The sequence below is a fragment of the Euzebyales bacterium genome (assembly GCA_035461305.1).
Classification (GTDB): Bacteria; Actinomycetota; Nitriliruptoria; order Euzebyales; family JAHELV01; genus JAHELV01.
The window spans coordinates 1-19282 of record DATHVN010000127.1 but is presented as its reverse complement, the minus strand read 5'-3'; the positions used below and the strand labels follow the sequence as shown (position 1 = coordinate 19282).

Annotated in this window: 20 protein-coding genes; 9 read left to right on the top strand and 11 right to left on the bottom strand. The window is 71.8% G+C overall.

Annotated features, from left to right (window positions below; translation table 11 throughout):
• Positions 1-905: 905 nt before the first annotated feature.
• The 6 genes from VK923_11780 to VK923_11755 all read right to left on the bottom strand — a co-directional run bounded on the left by VK923_11780 (position 906) and on the right by VK923_11755 (position 6058).
• Positions 906-1052: a hypothetical protein gene (locus VK923_11780; protein ID HSJ45352.1), complete on the bottom strand. Its 147-nt coding sequence runs from the start codon at positions 1050-1052 to the stop codon at positions 906-908.
• A gap of 151 nt (positions 1053-1203) precedes the next feature.
• Complete coding sequence (locus VK923_11775) at positions 1204-2220, bottom strand: branched-chain amino acid ABC transporter permease (GenBank protein ID HSJ45351.1); 1017 nt, start codon at positions 2218-2220, stop codon at positions 1204-1206.
• A complete protein-coding gene (locus VK923_11770; protein HSJ45350.1) occupies positions 2220-3074 on the bottom strand; it encodes a branched-chain amino acid ABC transporter permease in 855 nt (284 codons plus the stop codon). Before VK923_11770 ends, VK923_11775 begins: the two co-directional genes overlap by 1 nt.
• Positions 3075-3773 (bottom strand): ABC transporter ATP-binding protein, encoded by a 699-nt coding sequence (locus VK923_11765; GenBank protein HSJ45349.1) that lies wholly within the window; start codon positions 3771-3773, stop codon positions 3075-3077. It lies immediately after the preceding gene.
• The gene (locus VK923_11760; protein HSJ45348.1) at positions 3760-4554 is read right to left on the bottom strand and encodes an ABC transporter ATP-binding protein; all 795 of its coding nucleotides are present in this window, start codon (positions 4552-4554) and stop codon (positions 3760-3762) included. Before VK923_11760 ends, VK923_11765 begins: the two co-directional genes overlap by 14 nt.
• A 226-nt stretch (positions 4555-4780) precedes the next feature.
• Complete coding sequence (locus tag VK923_11755) at positions 4781-6058, bottom strand: ABC transporter substrate-binding protein (protein ID HSJ45347.1); 1278 nt, start codon at positions 6056-6058, stop codon at positions 4781-4783.
• Between the two features lie 319 nt (positions 6059-6377).
• Here VK923_11755 and VK923_11750 point away from each other — a divergent pair, with 319 nt between their 5' ends.
• The 3 genes from VK923_11750 (at position 6378) to VK923_11740 (ending at position 8702) form a co-directional block, all read left to right on the top strand.
• Positions 6378-6755, top strand: a complete 378-nt coding sequence (locus VK923_11750) for a hypothetical protein (GenBank protein HSJ45346.1) — start codon at positions 6378-6380, stop codon at positions 6753-6755.
• 120 nt (positions 6756-6875) lie between these two features.
• Positions 6876-7130: an AI-2E family transporter gene (locus VK923_11745; GenBank protein ID HSJ45345.1), complete on the top strand. Its 255-nt coding sequence runs from the start codon at positions 6876-6878 to the stop codon at positions 7128-7130.
• Between the two features lie 93 nt (positions 7131-7223).
• On the top strand, positions 7224-8702 hold the full coding sequence (locus VK923_11740) for an asparagine synthase-related protein (GenBank protein ID HSJ45344.1): 1479 nt from the start codon (positions 7224-7226) through the stop codon (positions 8700-8702).
• Between the two features lie 163 nt (positions 8703-8865).
• Here VK923_11740 and VK923_11735 read toward each other — a convergent pair whose 3' ends face one another.
• Positions 8866-9825 (bottom strand): LLM class flavin-dependent oxidoreductase, encoded by a 960-nt coding sequence (locus tag VK923_11735; protein ID HSJ45343.1) that lies wholly within the window; start codon positions 9823-9825, stop codon positions 8866-8868.
• A 101-nt stretch (positions 9826-9926) separates the two neighbouring features.
• Here VK923_11735 and VK923_11730 point away from each other — a divergent pair, with 101 nt between their 5' ends.
• From VK923_11730 to VK923_11715, 4 genes are all read left to right on the top strand, one after another.
• Positions 9927-11222 (top strand): hypothetical protein, encoded by a 1296-nt coding sequence (locus VK923_11730; GenBank protein ID HSJ45342.1) that lies wholly within the window; start codon positions 9927-9929, stop codon positions 11220-11222.
• Positions 11223-11279: 57 nt separating this feature from the next.
• Positions 11280-12890: an ATP-binding protein gene (locus VK923_11725; protein ID HSJ45341.1), complete on the top strand. Its 1611-nt coding sequence runs from the start codon at positions 11280-11282 to the stop codon at positions 12888-12890.
• Between the two features lie 42 nt (positions 12891-12932).
• On the top strand, positions 12933-13493 hold the full coding sequence (locus VK923_11720; protein HSJ45340.1) for a DUF1269 domain-containing protein: 561 nt from the start codon (positions 12933-12935) through the stop codon (positions 13491-13493).
• 387 nt (positions 13494-13880) lie between these two features.
• On the top strand, positions 13881-14888 hold the full coding sequence (locus VK923_11715) for an NADP-dependent oxidoreductase (GenBank protein HSJ45339.1): 1008 nt from the start codon (positions 13881-13883) through the stop codon (positions 14886-14888).
• A gap of 771 nt (positions 14889-15659) precedes the next feature.
• Here VK923_11715 and VK923_11710 read toward each other — a convergent pair.
• On the bottom strand, positions 15660-15905 hold the full coding sequence (locus VK923_11710; protein HSJ45338.1) for a hypothetical protein: 246 nt from the start codon (positions 15903-15905) through the stop codon (positions 15660-15662).
• 310 nt (positions 15906-16215) lie between these two features.
• Between VK923_11710 and VK923_11705 the strand changes: the two genes are divergently transcribed.
• Together VK923_11705 and VK923_11700 are read left to right on the top strand one after the other, a co-directional pair.
• Positions 16216-16629 (top strand): response regulator, encoded by a 414-nt coding sequence (locus VK923_11705; protein HSJ45337.1) that lies wholly within the window; start codon positions 16216-16218, stop codon positions 16627-16629.
• Positions 16526-17182 carry a hypothetical protein gene (locus VK923_11700; GenBank protein ID HSJ45336.1) on the top strand — a complete coding sequence of 219 codons (657 nt, stop codon included), beginning with the start codon at positions 16526-16528 and terminating at the stop codon, positions 17180-17182. The genes VK923_11705 and VK923_11700 overlap by 104 nt, the downstream gene beginning before the upstream one ends.
• Before the next feature lie 351 nt (positions 17183-17533).
• On the opposite strand, the gene VK923_11695 is transcribed toward VK923_11700, so the two are convergent.
• The 3 genes from VK923_11695 to VK923_11685 all read right to left on the bottom strand — a co-directional run.
• Positions 17534-18163 (bottom strand): hypothetical protein, encoded by a 630-nt coding sequence (locus tag VK923_11695; GenBank protein HSJ45335.1) that lies wholly within the window; start codon positions 18161-18163, stop codon positions 17534-17536.
• A 126-nt stretch (positions 18164-18289) separates the two neighbouring features.
• The gene (locus VK923_11690) at positions 18290-18940 is read right to left on the bottom strand and encodes a response regulator transcription factor (protein HSJ45334.1); all 651 of its coding nucleotides are present in this window, start codon (positions 18938-18940) and stop codon (positions 18290-18292) included.
• On the bottom strand, positions 18937-19282 hold a 346-nt coding region (locus VK923_11685), incomplete at its 5' end, for an ATP-binding protein (protein ID HSJ45333.1). The genes VK923_11685 and VK923_11690, both read right to left, overlap by 4 nt.

Sequence of the window (19282 nt, the reverse complement as noted above, 5' to 3'; positions counted from 1 at the left end):
CACATGTTCGCTCGCGGATGCGAGCTGTCAAGGGTGTCGCGCCGAGGGACACCCCTGGGGGCGCGAATCACACGCTCGAGCGTGTGACTCGGCGACCGGAGGTGTCCGTCGGCCGACCGGAGGTGTCCGCCGGCGTGCGCGGGCGCGGATTGCGAGGAGCAGCGCATGGACATGCTGCGGCTGGCGAATATCGGGCCACGTGAGGCGTACCCCTCGTGGCAGGCTGCGCGCAGACCGTCCTCCCGGCGCTTCTCCCGTACCAGCCTGTCGCGGCCCTGCGCACCGTCGTACTTGACCGCGCCGTGGAACTCGACGATCACCCCGAGCTCCAGCAGGAGGAAAGTCGACGCGGGCCAGGCCGCCGCCGTGCAGGCCGATCTTCGCCTGCTGCCGCGACTCGGGTAACCCGGGCGGCTGCAGCAAGAGGCGGGTCAACGTCTCGCCGGGTGACTCGCTGGCGTCACGGGCGAGGCGTGCGACCAGATCGGCGTGCGCGGGACCGCGACCGAGCCGGACCAGTTCGCGGGCATCCCGCAACGCCTGAGTGGTGAACTCGCCACCGTGCAGCCCGCCCTCCGCCGCGACCATGCCGGCCTCGATCCCGTGCCAGTCGGCGACCTGGAGCACGGCCAGCGGCCCCGTGCACGTCGGCGATCCGTCGGCCTCGGAGAACGCCGCGCCGGGCAGCGCCGGGTGCACCTGCACGATCGGTTGCGGTGCGACCCGACCGGTCCGCCCCTTCGTGCGGGTCACGTGCACTTCGTCGAATCCATCGCGTGCACCGGCAGCCCGTGCGCGACGACCGCCGACATGTGGCTCAGCGCCACCGTGCCGTAACGGCGCAGCACGGCGCGGCAGCGACAGGGTGTGGTGCTGCTCGGCCGTGGCGTCGCGCCAGAGCGCACTCAGCACGTACGCGCCCCGGTCGACCGTGCGAGCGTGCCCGCACGCGCCAGACCGACGGGGACGTGGCGGTCGACACCGAGCGTCGCCGCGTCGGCAACCGTGAACGGCTGCCGCGCGACGGCCAGTGGCGAGAGGAGGTCGTGCATGGAGGGCATCGTGCCTCGAACGGAGGTCGACGTGGTCGCGCGTCCACAGCTCCGCCCGCGTTCAAAGCACACGGTCGGTGCCCGGGGACACGTCCGGTGTGTGAGGGACACCTTCGAGGGGTGTTCGTCGGTGACCGGGGGTGCCGTGGGCTCAGGTGCGCCGGAGCACCCTGCGGAACAGGTCGCCGACGGTCGGGATGACGCCGCGGCGGAAGCCCAGGAACAGCGCGAGCAGGATCACGCCGTACACGGTGATCCGCAGCTGCGAGAACGGCCGCAGGACCTCGTCGACGACCGTGAACACCGCAGACCCCACGACCGGGGCCAGCAGCGTGCCGATGCCGCCGAAGGCGAGCATCACCAGCACCGGCACGTCGACGTTGCCGAGCTCGAAGGTCGTGGGGCTGATGAAGCCCTCGTAGTTGGCGTACAACGCGCCGATCAGGCCGATCATCGCGGAGCCGATCATGCCGGCCAGCACCTTGTAGCGGGCGACGTCGATGCCCGACAGCTCGGCGGCGAGCTCGTCGTCGCGCAGCGCGCGGAACGCCCAGCCGACGTGCGATCGCTGCAGCCAGCGGTGCAGCGCCAGGTAGGCGACCAGCACGCCCAGGAACACGTAGTAGGCGCCGAGGCCGCGGGCGCCCACGATGCCCGCGTCGTAGAGCACCACGATGCCGGTCTCGCCACCGGTCACGTCGCGCTGGCCCAGCAGCAGGTTGAGGAACATCAGCGAGAACGTCAGCGTGATGATGCCGACGAAGATCACGTCGAGCTCGCGGCGCACCGACACCCAGCTGAACGCGGCACCGAGCAGGGCGGCCACGCCGACGCTCGCGGGGATCGCCACGAGCATCGGAAGCTCGGCCTCGTTGCCGAGGATCGCCGTGCCGTACGCCCCGACGCCCGCCAGGGCTCCCAGGCACAGGAACAGCTGGTTGGTGTTGCCGAAGATGATGTTGAAGCCGACGCCGTACCCGGCGTAGGCCAGCCCGAGGACAGCGATCCCCAGCAGGTAGGGCGAATCGCCGATCACCAGCGGGATCACGGCCAGCACGACGGCTGCGCCGGTCACCGGCAGGTAGGCGCGCCACAGGGGGACGTGGTGCACTGCCGCGACCTCGGTGCTGGCGTCGGAGGTGCCGACGGGCAGCTCGGTCGACGCCATCAGGCACCACGTCCCAGGAGGCCGGACGGCCGGATCAGGATCGTCACCATCGCGGCCAACAGCAGGATGATGAACGTGACGTACGCGCCGATGTAGACCTGGCTGAGCGTGTAGATGATCCCCAGCAGCAGCCCGGCCAGCAGGGCGCCGGCGACGCTGCCGAGGCCGCCGACGACGGTGACGATCAGCGCCAGGATCGTGAGCTCGGTCCCGTCGGTCGCGCCGATCGACGACCTCATGCTCTCGGCGACGGCGGCCAGCCCGGCCAGCGCGCCGCTCAGGACGAACACGCCGGTGCGCACCCGTCCGGGATCGATGCCGCACAGCCGCGCGCCCTCCTCGTCCTCGATGATCGAGCGCACGGCCTTGCCCTGGCGCGTGTAGCGCAGGAAGCCGATCAGCAGCAGGAGCGCGACGAGCGCCAGCGCCGAGGCTGCGAGGCTGCCACGGCGCACCGGGACGCCGAGCACGGGAACCGCCGGTCCGGGCACGCGGACGTTGAGCTGGGCGAACGGGTAATTGTAGATCAGCAGGCCGTCGAGGACGAAGGCCAGCCCGATCGTCAGGAGCAGGCTCAGCAGGACTCGCGCCTCGCCGGCAAGTCGGTACGCGGCGCGCATGATCGTGGCGTCGGTGATGAGCGCGAGGACGGCGGCCAGGGCGACGCCGATCACCAGCGCGGCCGCCAGTCCCAGCCCGCGGTCGAGCAGGACGGCGGCGGAGATGCCGGTGACCACCGCGAACTGGCCGTGCGCCAGGTTCAGTACGCCCCCGAGGCCGTAGATCATGGTCAGCCCGACCGCGAGCAGCGCGAGCTGCAGGCCGTAGGCGATCCCGTCCAGCAGGACCGCCATCTACGCGATCCCCAGATAGGCGCGACGGACCTTGGGGTTGCCCTGCAGCTGGGACGCGGGGCCCTCGAGCTGGATCACGCCGTCCTCGATCACGTAGCCGCGGTCGGCGAGGTCCAGCGCCAGCGGCACCTGCTGCTCCGCGACCAGCACCGTCAGACCCTCGGCGCGCAGGACCTTCAGGGACGCGTAGGTCTCCTCGGCCAGCACCGGTGCCAGCCCGGTCGTGGGCTCGTCCAGCATCAGCAGGCGCGGCCGGGACATCAGCGCGCGGCCGACGGCGAGCATCTGCTGCTCGCCGCCGCTCATGGTGCTGGCGTGCTGCGCTGTGCGGTCCGCCAGGCGCGGGAACAGCTCGAAGACCAGGTCCATGCGCTGCCGGTCGGGCCGGTCGGGGTAGGCGCCGAGCTCGAGGTTCTCGCGCACCGACATGCCGCCGAACAGGTGGCGCTCCGCCGGCACGTAGGCCACGCCTCGCCGCGCGACGCGGTGGGCCGGGACACCGGTGAGGCGGTCGCCGTCGTAGGTCACGGTGCCCGACCTGGTCGGCAGCAGGCCACAGATCGCGCGCAACAGGGTCGTCTTGCCCGCGCCGTTGGACCCGATCACCGCGATGACCTCGCCCTCGTCGACGTGCAAGCTCACGCCCGACACCGCGATGCTCTCGCCGTAGCCGGCCGCGAGGTCGTCAACCGTCAGCATCGTGCATGTCCCCGCCCGACGGCTCTGTGCGCTCGCCCGGAGACGCGGCGCCGACGCCGCGTCCCAGGTACGCCTCGATGACATCCGGGTCCGACAGGACCTCGTCGACGGTGCCCTGCGCCAGGCACTTCCCGAAGTTCAGCACGAACACACGGTCGGCGAGCGCTGCGATCGCCTTCATGACGTGCTCGACCCAGACGACCGTGACGTCGAGCTCGTTGCGGACCCGGCGGACGACGTCGATGTAGGTCGCGAGCTCCGCGGGGTTCAGGCCTGCCATGACCTCGTCGAGGAGCAGGATGCGCGGCCATCCCGCAAGCGCGCGTGCCAACTCGAGCGTCCGCTTCTCGTGCAGGTTGAGGCTGCCGACAGGCAGGTCGCTCTTGTCGCGCAGGGCGAGCATGTCGAGCACCTCGTCGGCAATGCGCAGCGCCTCCCGCTCGGCGCGGCGCTTTCCGGTGCCGCCGAACATGGCACCGAGGGCGGCGTTCTCACGGGTGCTCATCGTCTGGAAGACCCGCGGCGTCTGCAGGACCTTGGCGATCCCCGTATGGCGGACGCGGTGCGGCTTGCGACCCGTGATGTCGACGCCGTCGAACACCACGGAGCCGGTCGACGGCGCCAGCATGCCGCTGATGATCTTCAGCAGTGTGCTCTTGCCCGCGCCGTTCGGCCCGATCACCGCGAACACCTCGCCCGGCTCGACCTCGAGGTCCACGCCATCGACCGCGGGCAGGCCGCCGAAGCGCTTGCCCAGCCTGCGGACCTCGAGGATCGCCATCTCTACACGTCGTGGCGGCAGGACTGCTCGGCTCGGGTGGACCAGGCGGTGCCTCGCGTCATTGCCGTCGTCACGGGCAAATGGCGGAGCCTGGTTCCATGAAGCACGCGGTGGACCGGCTCCGCCGGACGCAGATCAATCCAGGTACCTGCTCCTCCGCCGCGTTGCGACGCCTCCACCTGGACCTCGCTCCTGATCGTGCCCCTGCCGGGCACGAGCTCTTGCGCTACTCGGGCTGGTACGGCTCGAGCGGCTCCGCGGTCAGCAGGACCTCCGGGTACCAGTTCGCGTCCGGGTTGACGCCCTCCGGTGGCTCCTGCTCACGGATGACCGACACGACCGGTGTCGAGTTGGCCAGCTCACCCCACTCGGTCCAGCTCAGCTCCGACGGGTAGCCGGGCAGGTCGAACGTCGTCTGGTGGAGGTACTCGGCGACCGCGGTCGGGTCGTCGCCGACCTCGCCGACGGCCTCGGCGATCATCGTGACTATGCCGTATGCGGCGACCGCGTCGTCCTCCATGAAGGCGTCGAACTGCTCGTTGTAGCGGGCCGCGAGCTCCTGGTATTCGGGGTCGGAGTAGTCCGCGCAGTCGAAGTCGACGAAGCGGTCGAAGGCGGCGTCACCGACGCCCTCCATGACCGTGGCGAGCACGGTCCACGGTCCGGTGACCAGGGTGTCGATGCCCAGCTCGGCGGACTGGCTGGTGATCGCACCTGATCCCGGCGGGTGCCCCGTGGCCACGATCACGTCGGGCTCGAAGCCACGCAGCGAGCGCAGGTAGCTCGTGAAATCGGTCTCGGGCACCGGTGCGACCTCGACCTGGGTCTCGATGCCCGCCTCGCCGAGCGTGGAGTCGATCGCCTCCTCGATGCTGCGGCCCCACTCGTAGTCGGCGATGATCGCACCGGCGCGGGTCAGGTTCTCCTGCTCGAGGTAGTCGGCGACCGGGCCCATGGTCATCGGGGCGGCTGGCAGGCACGTGCGGAACGTGTAGCGGCTGTCGGCGGTCAGGATCGCACTGGAGCCGGCCTTGACGAGGAACAGCGGGACCTGGTTCTGCTCGGCGATGCGTGCCGTGGCGAGCCCGACGTCGCTGGAGATCACGCCGCCGGCCGCGATGACGCCGTCCTGCTCGATCATCCCGCGCAGCGCGGTGACGCCCTCCTGCGGGTCGCTCTGCGTGTCGCGCTCGACCAGCTCGAGCGGCCGGCCGTCGACACCACCCGCGTCGTTGATGTCCGCAGCGGCCATCTGCATCCCGTTCGTGACGTTGACGCCCCACGGTGCGAAGGGGCCGCTCAGCGCCGTCAGCGTCCCGATGCGGATCGGCTCGCCCTCGGCGGCACCTCCGCCTTCGGCCTCCTCGCTGCCGGCCGCCGCAGCCTCGGTTCCGCCATCACCGCCCCCGGCGGTGTCTGACTCGCCGTCCGCGCCGCTGCAGCCGGCGAGCACCATGAGCAGGACGACCATCAGTAGGAACCAGCGTTGACGACTGGCGTGCATGCGGAGTCTCCCTCGTTCCATCGGGACCAGCGTGGGCGTACCGTAAGCGTGACTGACCGGTCGGTCAAGTAACGGCTCTCATGACGGTCCGCGGGTCCGACACACGCGACCCGGCACGAACCATGGCAGTAGTAGACAAGCCAGCCCGGTCGGCGTCCAGCGGACAACGGAGAAACCCGACGCCGGACGTCGCCCCGACGGACCTTCGTACAGGTGCCACGGTGCATGTGGACGGCGTCGCTGGGAACCGTCTGCCACTGCCATCTGCCCGTACCCGGCCGTCGACCGGAGGGCAGAGCCGGACGGGACGCGGCGCACCATGACCGACCACGTGGCGGACACACCGCTGGACGACCGTGACGCGAGGCAGCGCGAGGAGCAGCTGCTGCGTGAGCACCGCATGGATTCCGACGATCCGCGCCTCGACCAGGAGATCCGCCGGCTGGAAGAGCCGGTGCGACGTGCGCGCAGCCCTAACAGCGCGTCCGGTGAGCCCATCCTGCAGCGGTCGGCGTTCCGGACCGCGTTCCAGGCGCCCTCGGCGTTCTGCTCGTCGTCGTCGCGTTCCGGACCGCGTTCCAGGCACTTCGGTGCTCTGCTCGTCGTCGTCGCGTTCCGGACCGCGCTCCAGGCGCCCTTGGCGTTCTGTTCGTCGTGGTGGCGTGGACGGTGTTACTGGTCCACGACGTGGTCCTGATCCTGCTGGTCGCGCGGCTTCTGGTCACCGGGCTGTCGGCGGCGGTCGAGCACCGCGCAGACGCCGCTTCGGCTCGGTCCTGGCGCCGACCGTCGTGATCGTCGGGGTCATCGGTGTCCAGTGCGATGGCGTTCACGTGTCCGCCGGCACGGCGTCGCGACCATCGCGTTCTTGTACCAGCAGTTCGAGAACTTCGTGCTCGTGCCACGCGTCATGCGGCGAGCCGTCGATGTCTCCCCGGCGGTCACGATCGTCGCCAGCCTGGTCGGCGGCGCGCTGCCCGGCGTCGTCGGTGCGCTGCTGGCCCTCCCGACGGCGGCGGCCATCCAGCTCGTCTGCAGCGAGGTGGTCGTGCCGCGCCAGGAGGTTGCCTGAGCACCTGCGGCTGCCCGGCCGTGTGCGGGGTGCTACCCCTGGGGGGTGACCAACGACCCCTCGTGAGGGACGAAGCGCGACGTGTGCGGGATCGTGGTAACCCACGAGGTCGCCGACGACGGCCGGCAGGACCAGATGCTCGACCGCATCAGCCACCGCGGCCCCGACGGAGCCGGCAGCCGGCGGGTGGGCGAGACCTGGCTCGGCCACCGCAGGCTGGCGATCGTCGACGTCGACGGTGGCACCCAGCCGCTGATCGACGACCGCGGTTACGTGCTGGTCGGCAATGGCGAGATCTACAACCACGACGCGCTGCGCGCCGAGCTCGGCCCTCAGCGGTTCACGACCGCATCGGACAACGAGACGGCGCTGCAGGCCGTCATCGCCTGGGGACCCTCGGCGCTCGAGAGGCTGCGCGGCATGTTCGCCTTCGCAGTCGCCGGTGAGGACGGCACCCTGATGGCCGCCCGTGACCCGCTGGGCATCAAGCCGTTGTACTGGGTCCGCAGCGGCGACCAGACGATGTTCGCGTCGGAACTGCGCGCCTTCCCCGAGGAGGCGCGGCCACGTATCGAGACCTTCCCACCCGGTCACTGGTGGAGCCGCGACCAGGGCCTGCACCCGTTCGCGGACCTGTCGGCGACCGGCCGGCCGTTCGCCACCGAGGACGACGCACGCGAAGCGATCAGCAGCGCCGTGGTCGCCGCCGTGCACGCGCGGATGATGGCCGACGTGGAGGTCGGCGTGCTGCTGTCGGGCGGGCTGGACTCCAGCATCGTCGCGGCGATCGCGGCGCGGGACACGGCGGAACGCGGCCTGCAGCTGCCGTCATTCGCGGTCGGCGTCGAGGGCAGCCCCGACCTGCTGGCCGCGCGGAGGGTCGCCGAGGCGCTCGACCTCGAGCACCACGAGCGCATCTACACCGCCGAGGAGGCCTACGAGGCGCTTGACGACGCGGTGCGGGTCATCGAGCACTTCGATCCTGCTCTGGTGCGCAGCGCCGTGCCCAATTACCTGGTCGCCGAGTTGGCCGCGCGCCACGTCAAGGTCGTGCTCACCGGCGAGGGCGCCGACGAGCTGTTCGCCGGGTACGACTACCTGCGCGAGGTGCAGCCCGACGACCTGGAGGCCGAGCTGCTGCGCAGCGTGAAGGGCCTGCACCAGCTCAACCTGCAGCGTGCGGACCGGACGTCGATGGCCCATGGCCTGGAGGCACGGGTCCCGTTCCTCGACCTCGACGTCATCGCGGTCGCGGCGCGCGTGCCGGTCACATGGAAGCTGCCGGGGGAGCACGGGCAGGAGAAGCGCCTGCTGCGCGAGGCCTTCGCCGGATGGCTGCCCGACGAGATCCTGTGGCGGCGCAAGGCGCAGTTCGGCGACGGCAGCGGCGCGGCCGACGCGCTGGGCGCGGCGATCTCCGCGCGCCTGGACGACGCCCCCGACGGTGGCGGGCGCCACGACGGGCTGCCGCCGCCGCGCTCGGCCGAGGAGACCTTTTACCAGCGCATCTTCGTCCGCCACCTCGGGGGCGTGCGCGCCGACAAGGTGCTCGGCCTGTCCGCGCACGCCTGAGCGTCGTGCTCGCGGCCGTCAGCGGGCAGTATGCGTGCTGTGGGCCCACGCCGAGCGGCCCGTGCCCGTGCGGCCGCGGGCGTGCGCGCCGTCGGCCACGGTGGGTCGGGTGTGGCTGTGGGGCCCACGGGTGTGCGCGCTCGCAGCCATGCTTCGTGCGGTGCTACAGGCGGGGGGCGATCTCGGCCATCACCTCGTCGAGCATGTCGAGGTCGCCGGGAGCCTGGTGCTGCAGCAGCACGCCGGTGACTCCTGCGTCGGCGAGCCGGCCGATGTGATCGGCGGCCTCCTCGGGTCCGCCCAGGACCCATGTGCCGCGGAGCTCGTCGAGCCACGTGTCGACGTCTCCGGAGCCGACCGCGGCGTGGACCCGTCGGGCCCGGGCCCGGAAGGCCGTCTCGTCGGCACCGATGACGCAGCCGGTCATCAGCGTCAACGGCAGCGTTGCGGGGTCGCGGTCCTCCCGGCCGCACGCCTCGTCCATGGCCTGGCGCATCCCCCGGCAGTCCTCGGGAGACCGGTAGATGGTGTTGAGCTCGTCGGCGTAGCGCGCGGCCAGCGTCGGGGTCTTGCGCCGGCCACTGCCGCCGACGACGATCCGCGGCCGCGGCGTGGGCACGGGCGCGTACCGGGCCTCGTCGATCGTCACGAACTCGCCGTCGAAGCTGAACGGATCGCGCTCGGGGTCCCACAGCCCGTGCAGCACCTGCAGGTGCTCGTCGAGCCGGCGGAACCGCGTCGCGATGTCCTCGAACGGAAAGCCGTGCTGACGGTGCTCGGTCTCGTGCCAGCCGGTGCCCATGCCCAGGTGGATCCGCGGTTCACCGTCGAGCGCGCCGGCCATCTCGGCGACGGTCGCAACGACCTTCGCCAGGTTGCCGATCGGACGGAACGTCGCGGGCGTCACCATCGTCCCGAGTGTGATGTCACTGGTCTCGCGCGCGAGCCCGGCCAGCGTCGCCCACGCGTCGGTCGTCGGGGCTCCCGCCGGTGCCCCGATGGGGGAGTAGTGGTCGCTGCGGTAGAAGCCCGCCAGGCCGACCGCCTCCGCCCGCTGGGCGACGGCGAGGATCTCGTCGTAGGTCATCCCCTCCTGGGGCTCGATCATCACTGACAGGCGCATCGGGTGTGGGGCTCCTCGGTCGCGAACGGTCAAGGGCAACCATAGGCGCGGACGTGGCGGTCGACGCGCGGGCACCCCCGCCGCCGAGGTATCTTCTGCGCGTGGCTCGACAGCGTCCGGTCGACATCGGCGGGCTCGTGACCGCCGGCGCGATCGGCGCGCTCGCCGGATCGTCGCTCGCCGCCGGTCGTGGCCCGGCGCGCCGCGCGGCAGCCGCCGCCGTCGGCGCCGTGGGCCTCGCGACCGGCGCCGCCGTCGCCCGCGCAACGCAGCTCCCGGGCGAGATCCCGGCGCTGTGGAGCCGCGTGCTGACCAGCGGTGCCCTCGCGGCCCCGCTCGGCAGCGTCCTCGGGCGTGTGGGTGGGCTCGGACCCGTGGGCGTCGGCGCCATGACCGGAGCCGTTGCCGGGACGTTGGGCCTGCGTCCGCAGAAGGTCGTCGCGGGGCCGATGGTCGGTGCCGTCTGCGGTCGGGCCCTACGTGCCGTCGGTGTCCGCGACGGGGCCGCGGTCGCGGCGACGACGATGGTCGCCTACCGGGGCCTGTCGGCCGCCGTGTTCAGCGACGCCCAGGTGTCGCTGCTCGCCGAGGAGGTCGACGCCGACGACCTACCGTTCGTTGTGCCCTTGGGGACGCCTGACCGCTACATCGGCGTCGACCACGTCGCCGCGCTCGCAGGAGCGCTGGGCGGCCGCTACGTACGGGACGCCGCCGACATCGGCATCGTCGCATCGCTGGACGATCTGCGAGGGCCCGACTTCGATCCCGACATGGTCGATCCACGGGTGCGGGAGTTCTACGAGCACACCACGCGCTTCGCGCTAGACATCGTGCCGGAGTGGCGACTGTGGGTTCGTCCCGGCTACCTGCTGTACCGGTCGCTGGTCGCGCGGCGGCTCGGCCAGGCGAACCTGCCGATGAACCAGCGGGATACGCTCCGGGGCGTGCACAGCCGGATCGACACCATCGACGTCGACCGTGACGGCGTCGTCGACGTCCGCGGTTGGATCCGCTCGTTCGCCGATACCGACGAGCCGATCTACGTCGGCATCTACACGACCTATCGGGACGCGGTCCGGGGCTATGTCAGCGTCGGGTTCCCCGTGCCACACGGCAGCTTCACGGCCACGCTGCTCCCACGCTCCCGCGACGACGGCGGGTTGACCCTGTCCAGTCACAGCGATCTGGCCCACCCGGGGCACTACCTGACGTACACAGACCCGGATACCCGCCAGCTGACGGCACTCGCCGTCGACGGCTTCGGCGAGGAGCTGGACGTCTTCGTCGTCGACGGGCGGGTCGCGGCGACGCACGCATTCTGGCTGTTCGGGATCCCTTTCCTCGTGCTGCGCTACCGGATCAGCCAAAAGGCCCTGGCGCCCGACATGACCGTCTGAGAGGCTTGGTTCGCCGCAGCGGCGGGCGTTGCCTGCCGACGAACGAACGGAGGCGCGGTGACCGACGTCGACACGACCACGGAGAGCATCGAAGTGCTTCGTGAGCGGATCGCCCAGTTGCGTGACAGGCTGCGCAGCGACGTCGGCTTCGAGCAGGGCGCCTGGGGCGTTGACGGCCACACGTTCGCGTACGAGGTCGCGTTGTCGCGCCCGCTTCCGGTCGGCGGCTACGTCATCCTGGCGGCACGGGACGGCCGGAGGTACCTCGGACAGGTCGTGGACCAGCAGATCGCCACCCGGCCCGGGCCGCAGGTAGCGGTCGACCTCGCGTCCGTGCTCGGCGCGGCGACGCCGCTCGGCGATGCTGCGGTCACGGTCAACATCCGGCTCGCCGCGGGCAGCGGCCTGCTGCTCGCCAGCGTGACCGACGGCGCGTTCGGCCGGGTCGACCGGCATGCAACCTTCGATCTCGCCGCGATCGAGGAGGCTCCCGGCCAGCTCGTGGACGACTTCATCTCCTGGAGCCTGGGCGGTGCGACGGGCCTCGACACCGGCTCGGCGTCCTTCGGGACCGGCGAGGTGCTGCCCCTGCTGGCCGCCAAGGGCTTCAGCCGCCACACGTTCCTGTGCGGGCAGTCGGGGTCGGGCAAGACCTACGGTCTCGGCGTGCTGCTCGAGCGCCTGCTGCTGCACACCACGATCCAGATGCTGATCCTGGACCCGAACTCCGACTACGTCGGGCTCGGCGATCTGCTGCCGCCGGAGCAGTCCGGTGCCGAGGGGGAGGCGTACGACCGCGTGGCGCGGCACTGGGAGCAGCTGCGCTCCCGCGTCGCCGTCCTGGGCCCGGGAGACGGCGCGACGCCGTTCAAGGTCCTGTTCGGCCAGCTGACGCTCGACCAGCAGGCAATCGTGCTCGGACTGGACCCGCTCCGCGATCAGGACGACTTCGCCGCGTACCGGGCACTGCGTGACGAGGCGGGTGAGGCCGGCCGGCGGCTGGCGCCGCTGCTGGCCCGCGCCGAGCGCTCCAACGACCCCCGCATGCGCCGCCTCGCCACGCGCATCCGCAACGTCGGGGCGCCGGACTGGCCCGTCTGGGCAGATGAGCACGACGCCACGGTGCTCGAGGTGCTGCCACCCGACTTCCGCGTCGCCGTCATCGACCTCGGCAGGAGCGACTCGGCGCAGGACCGCGCGGTCCGGTCGGCCGCGACGCTGGAGTGGCTGTGGCGCAACCGTCATGAGCGTGTACCCCGTCTGATCGTGATCGACGAGGCCCACAACGTGTGTCCGCAGGCGCCGGCCGACCCGATCCAGGCGATTGGCACCGAGCACGTGATCCGCATCGCAGCGGAAGGCCGCAAGTACGGGCTGTACCTGCTGCTGTCGACCCAGCAGCCGCAGAAGATCCACGCCAATGTGCTCGCCCAGTGCGACAACCTGATCCTGCTGCGGATGAACTCCACAGTGGACATCGACCATCTGGCGAACGCCTTCGGCTTCGTGCCGCCGACCCTGCTGCACCAGGCGGCGGCGTTCCGCCTCGGGGAAGGGCTGGTGGCCGGAAGGATCAGCTCCCACGCGCTGCGCTACCAGGGGGCGCGGCGCTGGACGCGCGAGGGAGGTGCCGACGTCCCGGCGACGTGGGCGTCGCCGGCGGACTGATCGCGTATGGGATCGCTGGCACAGGGGGTATGACCGCAGGACATGGAAGCGCAGTGGCGGGGCCTTCCCGTCACCGCGGTCGCTGCTGAACGGGAGGGGCTCATCGTGGCCACGTTGACCGTACTGAAGTTCCCGACCGCCGAGGGTGCCCGCCAGGTGCTCAACGCGATCGAAGGCATGCAGAGCCAGGCACTTATCAAGGTGCACGACGCAGCCATGGTCAACTGGCCTGCCGACAAGAAGAAGCCCAAGACCGAGCAGCTGAGCAGCATGGTCGGTGTCGGCGCCTGGAGCGGCGCGTTCTGGGGGTTGCTGTTCGGCATCCTGTTCTTCGTGCCGCTCCTCGGTGCGGCCGTCGGCGCGGCGGTGGGCGCGTGGAGCGGGAGCCTGGCCGACGTCGGCATCGACGACGACTTCATCAACCAGGTCCGCGACCAGATCACGCCCGGCACGTCGGCGCTGTTCCTGCTGACCAGTGACGCCGTGCTGGACCGGGTACGCGACGGCCTGAAGCAGTTCGACTTCGAGATCCTGACGACGAACCTGTCGGCCGAGGACGAGCAGCGTCTGCGGGAGGCCTTCGAGCACGACCACGAGGCGTGATCCCGCGAGCCGGCCGAGACCCGCATCAGGTACCGGCCGGCCGCCACCGGCGGCTGGACGCCGGCTGCGCCACGAGCTGCGGATCGTCGAGCAGCATGCTCCGGCACGCTGTCGTCGCGGTCGAGCGCGCCGCTGCCGTGGACCAGCACGACACAGGGGATGCGGTCCGGCGCCGTCGGACGGCCGCAGGTCGCCGGTGAGGTCCACGCCGCCGCCGTCGGCGGTCCACGACCGGTCGGCCGGCGGATGTGCGCCGGTCGCATCCCAGCGCCGACCGCCGACCGGTGCAACGGTTGGTGCTGATGCGGCCGCGGCGACCGTGGTGGGCGTGACACGGGTCGGACGGGCGCCACGTGGGCACCCTTGGCCCGGAACGGGAGGGCGTCCATGGCTGACGAGCGGAGCAACAGGCAGTGGCGGCTCGCGCGGCGACCCGACGGGGCGTTCACGCCCGACGACGTGGTGCTCGCTGAGGAGCCCGTGCCTGAGCCGGCAGACGGCCAGGCGCTCGTGCGCGTCAGCCACCTGTCGATGGACCCGACCATCCGCGGGTGGATGGAGCGCGACACGTACTTGCCGAGGATCCCCGAGGGCGGAGTGGTCCGCGGCCTCGGCGTCGGCACGGTCGTTGCCTCGCGCTCGGACCGCTACGCCGAGGGTGACCTGGTCAGCGGGATGACCGGCTGGCAGGAGTGGGCGCTGGCCGACGACGACCGGCGCAGCATGCAGGTGCTGCCGGCGGGCACCGATCCGGTGGATGCCGTCGGCCTGTTCGGGCCGACGGGCCTGGCCGCCTACTTCGGCATGCTGGAGGTCGGTCGTCCGGTCGAGGGCGAGACCGTGCTGGTCAGCGGCGCGGCCGGCGCGACCGGTTCGGTCGCGGGCCAGATCGCACGACACCGCGGGTGCCGCGTGATCGGTACGGCGGGTAGCGCCGCCAAGTGCCGGGCGGTCGTCGACGACCACGGCTTCGACGCGTGCATCAACTACCGCGCGGAGCGGATCTCGTCACGGCTCAGGCAGCTGTGCCCGGACGGCGTCGACGTCTTCTTCGACAACGTCGGCGGTGACGTGCTCGAGGCGGCCCTGGCCAACCTCGCGCGGCATGCCCGCATCGTGGTCTGCGGTGCGATCTCGCAGTACGACGGCGCACCGCCGCGTGGTCCCCGCAACTACACCCAGCTCATCGTGCGCCGCGCCCGCATGGAGGGTTTCCTGGTCTTCGACTACGCCGAGCGCTACCCGGAGGCCATCGCCGACCTCAACCGCTGGGCCCAGGAGGGCGTCATCACCCATCATGTCGACATGGTCGACGGCTTCGAGCACGTGCCCATGGCGTTCGGACGCCTCTTCTCGGGAGACAAGCGCGGCAAGAACGCTGTCTGCCTGACATGACCGCGGGCCGGCGCGATCCGGTCGAGGGGCACGCGGGAGGCAAGGGACACGTTCGAGCGTGTCTCTCGGTGACCGAGCATGTCGCTCGACCGGTCGTGCGGACGGCCTGCCGGCGTCAGGCCGGGTCGGGCGGCTCGTCGTCGCCCGGCTGGTCGGCGCCGATCTGCGAGCGCTCCTCGACGACGTGGTGGATCTGCGGTTCGAAGATCGCCTGCAAGTTCTGCAGCGCCATGCCGGCGGTGCTGCGCGCCGGCGTGCGGCGGCGCCAGTAGATCCAGCCGCGGCCTCGGCAAGCAGCGCGAGCCGGTCCAGCAGCGCGAGGGCGATCACGCCGACCACGACCCAGGCGGCCCAGCTCACATGGCACCTCCTGCCTTGGCCGCAGTGTGCCAGCCGTGCCGGAAACCGCAACGTGCCGGCGCCGCGCCGTCCGTCCGTCCGACAGACGTGCGGGCGTTCTCAGCTGGTTTTCAGTCCCCTCTCAGCGCCGTCCAACGTCGTGGCCCGACACTTCTGGCTGTGCGCCGGTCCGGCCGAGGCCCACGACGCCGATCGACCATGGCGGCGCCGCACACGACGAAAGGACATCACGATGGATCTGTTCCGACGATCGCGCACGCGGATTGTTGCTGCTCGCCGTGGTCGCGCTGACCCCGGCAGCGATCGCAGTGCCGGCGCTCGCGCAGAACGCCTCGGAGGGCGACGCACCGAGCGCGTCGTCGACCGAGGGGGACACACGCGGCGGGTGGGTTCGCCGACGCTCGTGGGGCGTTAGCGGAGGCGCTCGCCGAGGAGCTCGACCTGCCGGTCGATCGGGTCGACGAGGCGTTGACCGCCGTTCGGGAGCGGTTGTCCCAGGAGCGACGGGATGAACATCGCGCCATGCTCGAGGAGCGGCTGGACGAGGCGGTCGCCGACGGCCGGCTCACGCAGGCGCAGGCCGATGCGATCCTCGACGCCGCCGAGGCTGGTGTGCTCGGTGGGGAGCGCGGGCACGGTTTCCGTGGCTTCGGTCACCACGGTCCGGGCGGCTGGTTCGAGTTCGACGGTGGACCGTTCGGCGCCGCGCCTGGGGACAGTCCGGCTGCCGATCGGGCATAGTCGAGGTCGGTTCGGCCGCCGCACGCCGAACGCGCCGTGCGGCGGCCGGCCGCTGTCGGATGGATGGCGACGACGCGACGAGCGACGTGAAGGTGCTGGTGGTCGACGACGAGCGCGCGGTGCGCGCGTCACTCGACCGTGCCCTGCGGCTGTCTGGCCACGAGGTCGCGGTGGCGACCGACGGCCTCGACGCCCTGCATGCCGTGGTCGACGAACGCCCTACGCGATGGTGCTTGACGTCGCACTGCCGGGGCCCGACGGCCTGGCGGTCGCGCGCCGCCTGCGGCGCGACGGCTGCGACCTGCCGATCCTGATGCTGACGGCCCGGGACGCGGTCGAGGACCGGGTCGCGGGCCTCGACGCGGGCGCCGACGACTACCTCGTCAAGCCGTTCGCGCTTCAGGAGCTGCTCGCACGGCTCCGTGCCCTGCTGCGCCGCACCACCGACGACGACGTCACCGACACGGTGACCTTCCAGGACCTGCGGATGGATCCGGTCGCGCGCGAGGTCCGCCGCGGCGACCGGTCCGGGCGACGTGACGCTGCGGGCGCGCATCGCGGTCACCGCAGCGGCAGCGGTTGCGCTGGCGTTCCTGATCGCCGCAGGCGGACTGTACGCGGCGCGCACGCTGCGCGGTGAGGTCGACCGGTCGCTGGCGGGCATCGCCGAGGATCTGACATCCGGCCGTCCTGGGCGCATCGTCCGCTCGCTTGCCGGCGCCCGCGCCGGAGCACTCGGTGGTCCGGGCGGGTTCGTGCAGCGGACGCCGCTGACGAGCCTGCGCACCAACATCGAGGTGCTGACGATGGACGCGGCGCCGGCGCAGGACGCGGGTCCCACGCCCCTGTCACCCGCGGACCGCCGGCAGCTCCTGGCCGATCTGACGATCCAGCTCGACGAGTTCAGCCGGCTGGTGGGAGCGCTCGTGGAGCTGGCGCGTGGGGCCCAGCCCGCCGTCGCGACGGTGCAGGTGCAGCTCGACGACCTGGTGGCCACGGCCGTCGACCGGGCACGGGCGTTCGCGGGTCCCGATCAGCGCATCGACCTCGTGACGACGCCCGTGACGGTCCACGCGAGGCCGACCGGCTCGAGCGGGCCGTGGCGAACCTGTTGGACAACGCCGTCAAGTACGGGCGCGGAGCGCCGATCGAGGTGCGCGTGGGGCGTGACGGGCACGGTCAGGCGATCGTGACGGTGCGCGACCACGGTCCCGGCATCCCCGACGAGCACCTGCCCCACGTCTTCGAGCGCTTCTACCGGGGCCCGACGCCCGCGACGCGCCGGGTTCGGGCCTCGGCCTGTCGAACGTCTCCCAGGTCGTTGAGGCGCACACCGGCCGCGTCGAGGCGGTAGCCGCCGACGGCGGTGGGACCGCGGCGACGATGCACCTGCCGGCGGACGCGACCCATGGGTAGACCACGGACGGCGTCGGTGTCGCCCCTGGCACTGCAGGTGCATGGGCGGGGCCACGGCACCCATGTCGGTGTGCGGATCTCGTGTCGTCAGCGAGCTGTCGTCCGCGATCACGGACGGCGTCAGCGCATCAGATGTCCGGTTCGCCGTTGTTGAGGGCGGTGAAGGCCTTCCAGTCGCCGCGCGCCAGCAGCGCCGCCTGCTGCGGCCAGGTGCTGGGGTCGTGGATGCGGTAGCGCGCGCCCGCCTCCTGGAGGATGTCGCGAAGCCGGTCGACATCGGCGGTGGACAGGTCGTGCCACGTGTGCACACCGCTGTCGTTGAGCAGCTGCTCGATCTTGGGGCCGATGCCCTCCACGACCTTGAGGTCGTCGACCGCCAGACTCCGACCGATCACAGCCTCCCCCGCGGCCAGGTCAGGCTGCTCGGGCGCCTTCGACACATCCGCGACGCCGAGCTGCGGCGTCGTAGTGGCGGGCGCCGGCGCCGGGTCGACGGTCCGCGCGTCCGGGACCGGAGCCGCCGACGGCGGCGGACCGTCGGAGGCCGACCTGCGCTGCCGGCTCCGACGGTGGAGCAGCCCGGCGGCGAGCCCGGCGACCGTCAGCGCGAGCACCCACGGCCACCGGGAGCAGCGGTCGTCCTCCTGCTGGTCGGACCACAGCACCGCGCCGCTGGAGCGCAGCCGGCGGCGGACCTCCATGCCGAGCCGCAGGAGCAGCATCCGGCGGACCGGGCGCGAGCGCACCGGCCAGGTCACGGCTCTCCACATCGGCGTCCCCCGATCGAGTCCGTCGGCGGCGGTCGTCGTCCGGCGTCCGCAGTGCACCTTAACCGATGTGCCGGACGTCCGGTCCCGCCCGGGCGTCCAGCCGCGCCGCGACCGTCACGCGTCGGGGCGGTCGAGCTCGAGCAGGCCCCGCTCGAGGGCGGTCACGACCGCGGCGGTGCGGTCGCTGACACCGAGCTTGTCGTAGGCGCGCAGCAGATGGGTCTTGACCGTCGCCTCGCTCACGTGGATCGCGCGGCCGATCTGCCGGTCGGTCCGGCCCCTCGCCACGAGCTTGAGCACCTCGATCTCGCGCGCGCTGAGGGTCTCTGGCGATTCGCGCATGCGACCCATGAGCCGTGACGCGACCGACGGCGTGAGCGTGGACTCGCCCCGGCTCGTCGCCCGGAGCGCGCGGAACAGGTCGACGCGCGGGGTGTCCTTGAGCAGGTAGCCGGTCGCGCCGGCCTCGATGGCCGGGACGATGTCCTCGTCGCGATCGTAGGTCGTGAGCACGAGGACGCGCGCACGGTGCCCGCGGCGCCGGAGCTCGCTGATCGCCTCGACGCCGTCCATGTCCGGCATCGGCAGGTCCATGAGCAGGACGTCGGGATCGTGCCGCTGGACCTGGAGCAGCGCGTCCCGCCCGTCGGCGGCCTGCGCGACGACGGTGATGTCGGGCTGGCCTGAAAGCATGCCGACGAGGCCGTCGCGGACGACGGGATGGTCGTCGACGACCACGACACGGATCGGCTGATCGGGGGTCATGTCGGTTCCTCCGGCGCGACCGGGGGCGTGGCTGCTGCGCGCGGCACCCGGGCCGCCACGGTCGTGCCCTCAGCGGGTGTGCTCTCGACCACCAGCACACCCCCGACCAGCGTGAGGCGTTCCCGCATGGACGTCAGACCGTAGCCGCCGTGCGTGACGTCGCCGTCGCCGTCCGCTGTGGAGACGTCGAATCCGACACCGTCGTCCTGGACGTCGAGCAGCACCAGGTCGTCCAGGTAGGACAGGGTCAGGTCGACCTGGGATGCCCCTGCGTGGCGGCCGACGTTGGTCAGCGCCTCCTGCGCGACGCGCAGCAGGGCGTCGTCGACAGCCGGGGACATC

Coding starts and splice junctions, on each gene's coding strand:
- VK923_11720 (HSJ45340.1), top strand. CDS start 12,933: ATGGAAGCGCAGTGGCGGGGCCTTCCCGTCACCGCGGTCGCTGCTGAA.
- VK923_11760 (HSJ45348.1), bottom strand. CDS start 4,554: ATGGCGATCCTCGAGGTCCGCAGGCTGGGCAAGCGCTTCGGCGGCCTG.
- VK923_11690 (HSJ45334.1), bottom strand. CDS start 18,940: ATGACCCCCGATCAGCCGATCCGTGTCGTGGTCGTCGACGACCATCCC.
- VK923_11775 (HSJ45351.1), bottom strand. CDS start 2,220: ATGGCGTCGACCGAGCTGCCCGTCGGCACCTCCGACGCCAGCACCGAG.
- VK923_11755 (HSJ45347.1), bottom strand. CDS start 6,058: ATGCACGCCAGTCGTCAACGCTGGTTCCTACTGATGGTCGTCCTGCTC.
- VK923_11715 (HSJ45339.1), top strand. CDS start 13,881: ATGGCTGACGAGCGGAGCAACAGGCAGTGGCGGCTCGCGCGGCGACCC.
- VK923_11705 (HSJ45337.1), top strand. CDS start 16,216: ATGGTGCTTGACGTCGCACTGCCGGGGCCCGACGGCCTGGCGGTCGCG.
- VK923_11735 (HSJ45343.1), bottom strand. CDS start 9,825: ATGCGCCTGTCAGTGATGATCGAGCCCCAGGAGGGGATGACCTACGAC.
- VK923_11765 (HSJ45349.1), bottom strand. CDS start 3,773: ATGCTGACGGTTGACGACCTCGCGGCCGGCTACGGCGAGAGCATCGCG.
- VK923_11780 (HSJ45352.1), bottom strand. CDS start 1,052: ATGCACGACCTCCTCTCGCCACTGGCCGTCGCGCGGCAGCCGTTCACG.
- VK923_11750 (HSJ45346.1), top strand. CDS start 6,378: ATGACCGACCACGTGGCGGACACACCGCTGGACGACCGTGACGCGAGG.
- VK923_11770 (HSJ45350.1), bottom strand. CDS start 3,074: ATGGCGGTCCTGCTGGACGGGATCGCCTACGGCCTGCAGCTCGCGCTG.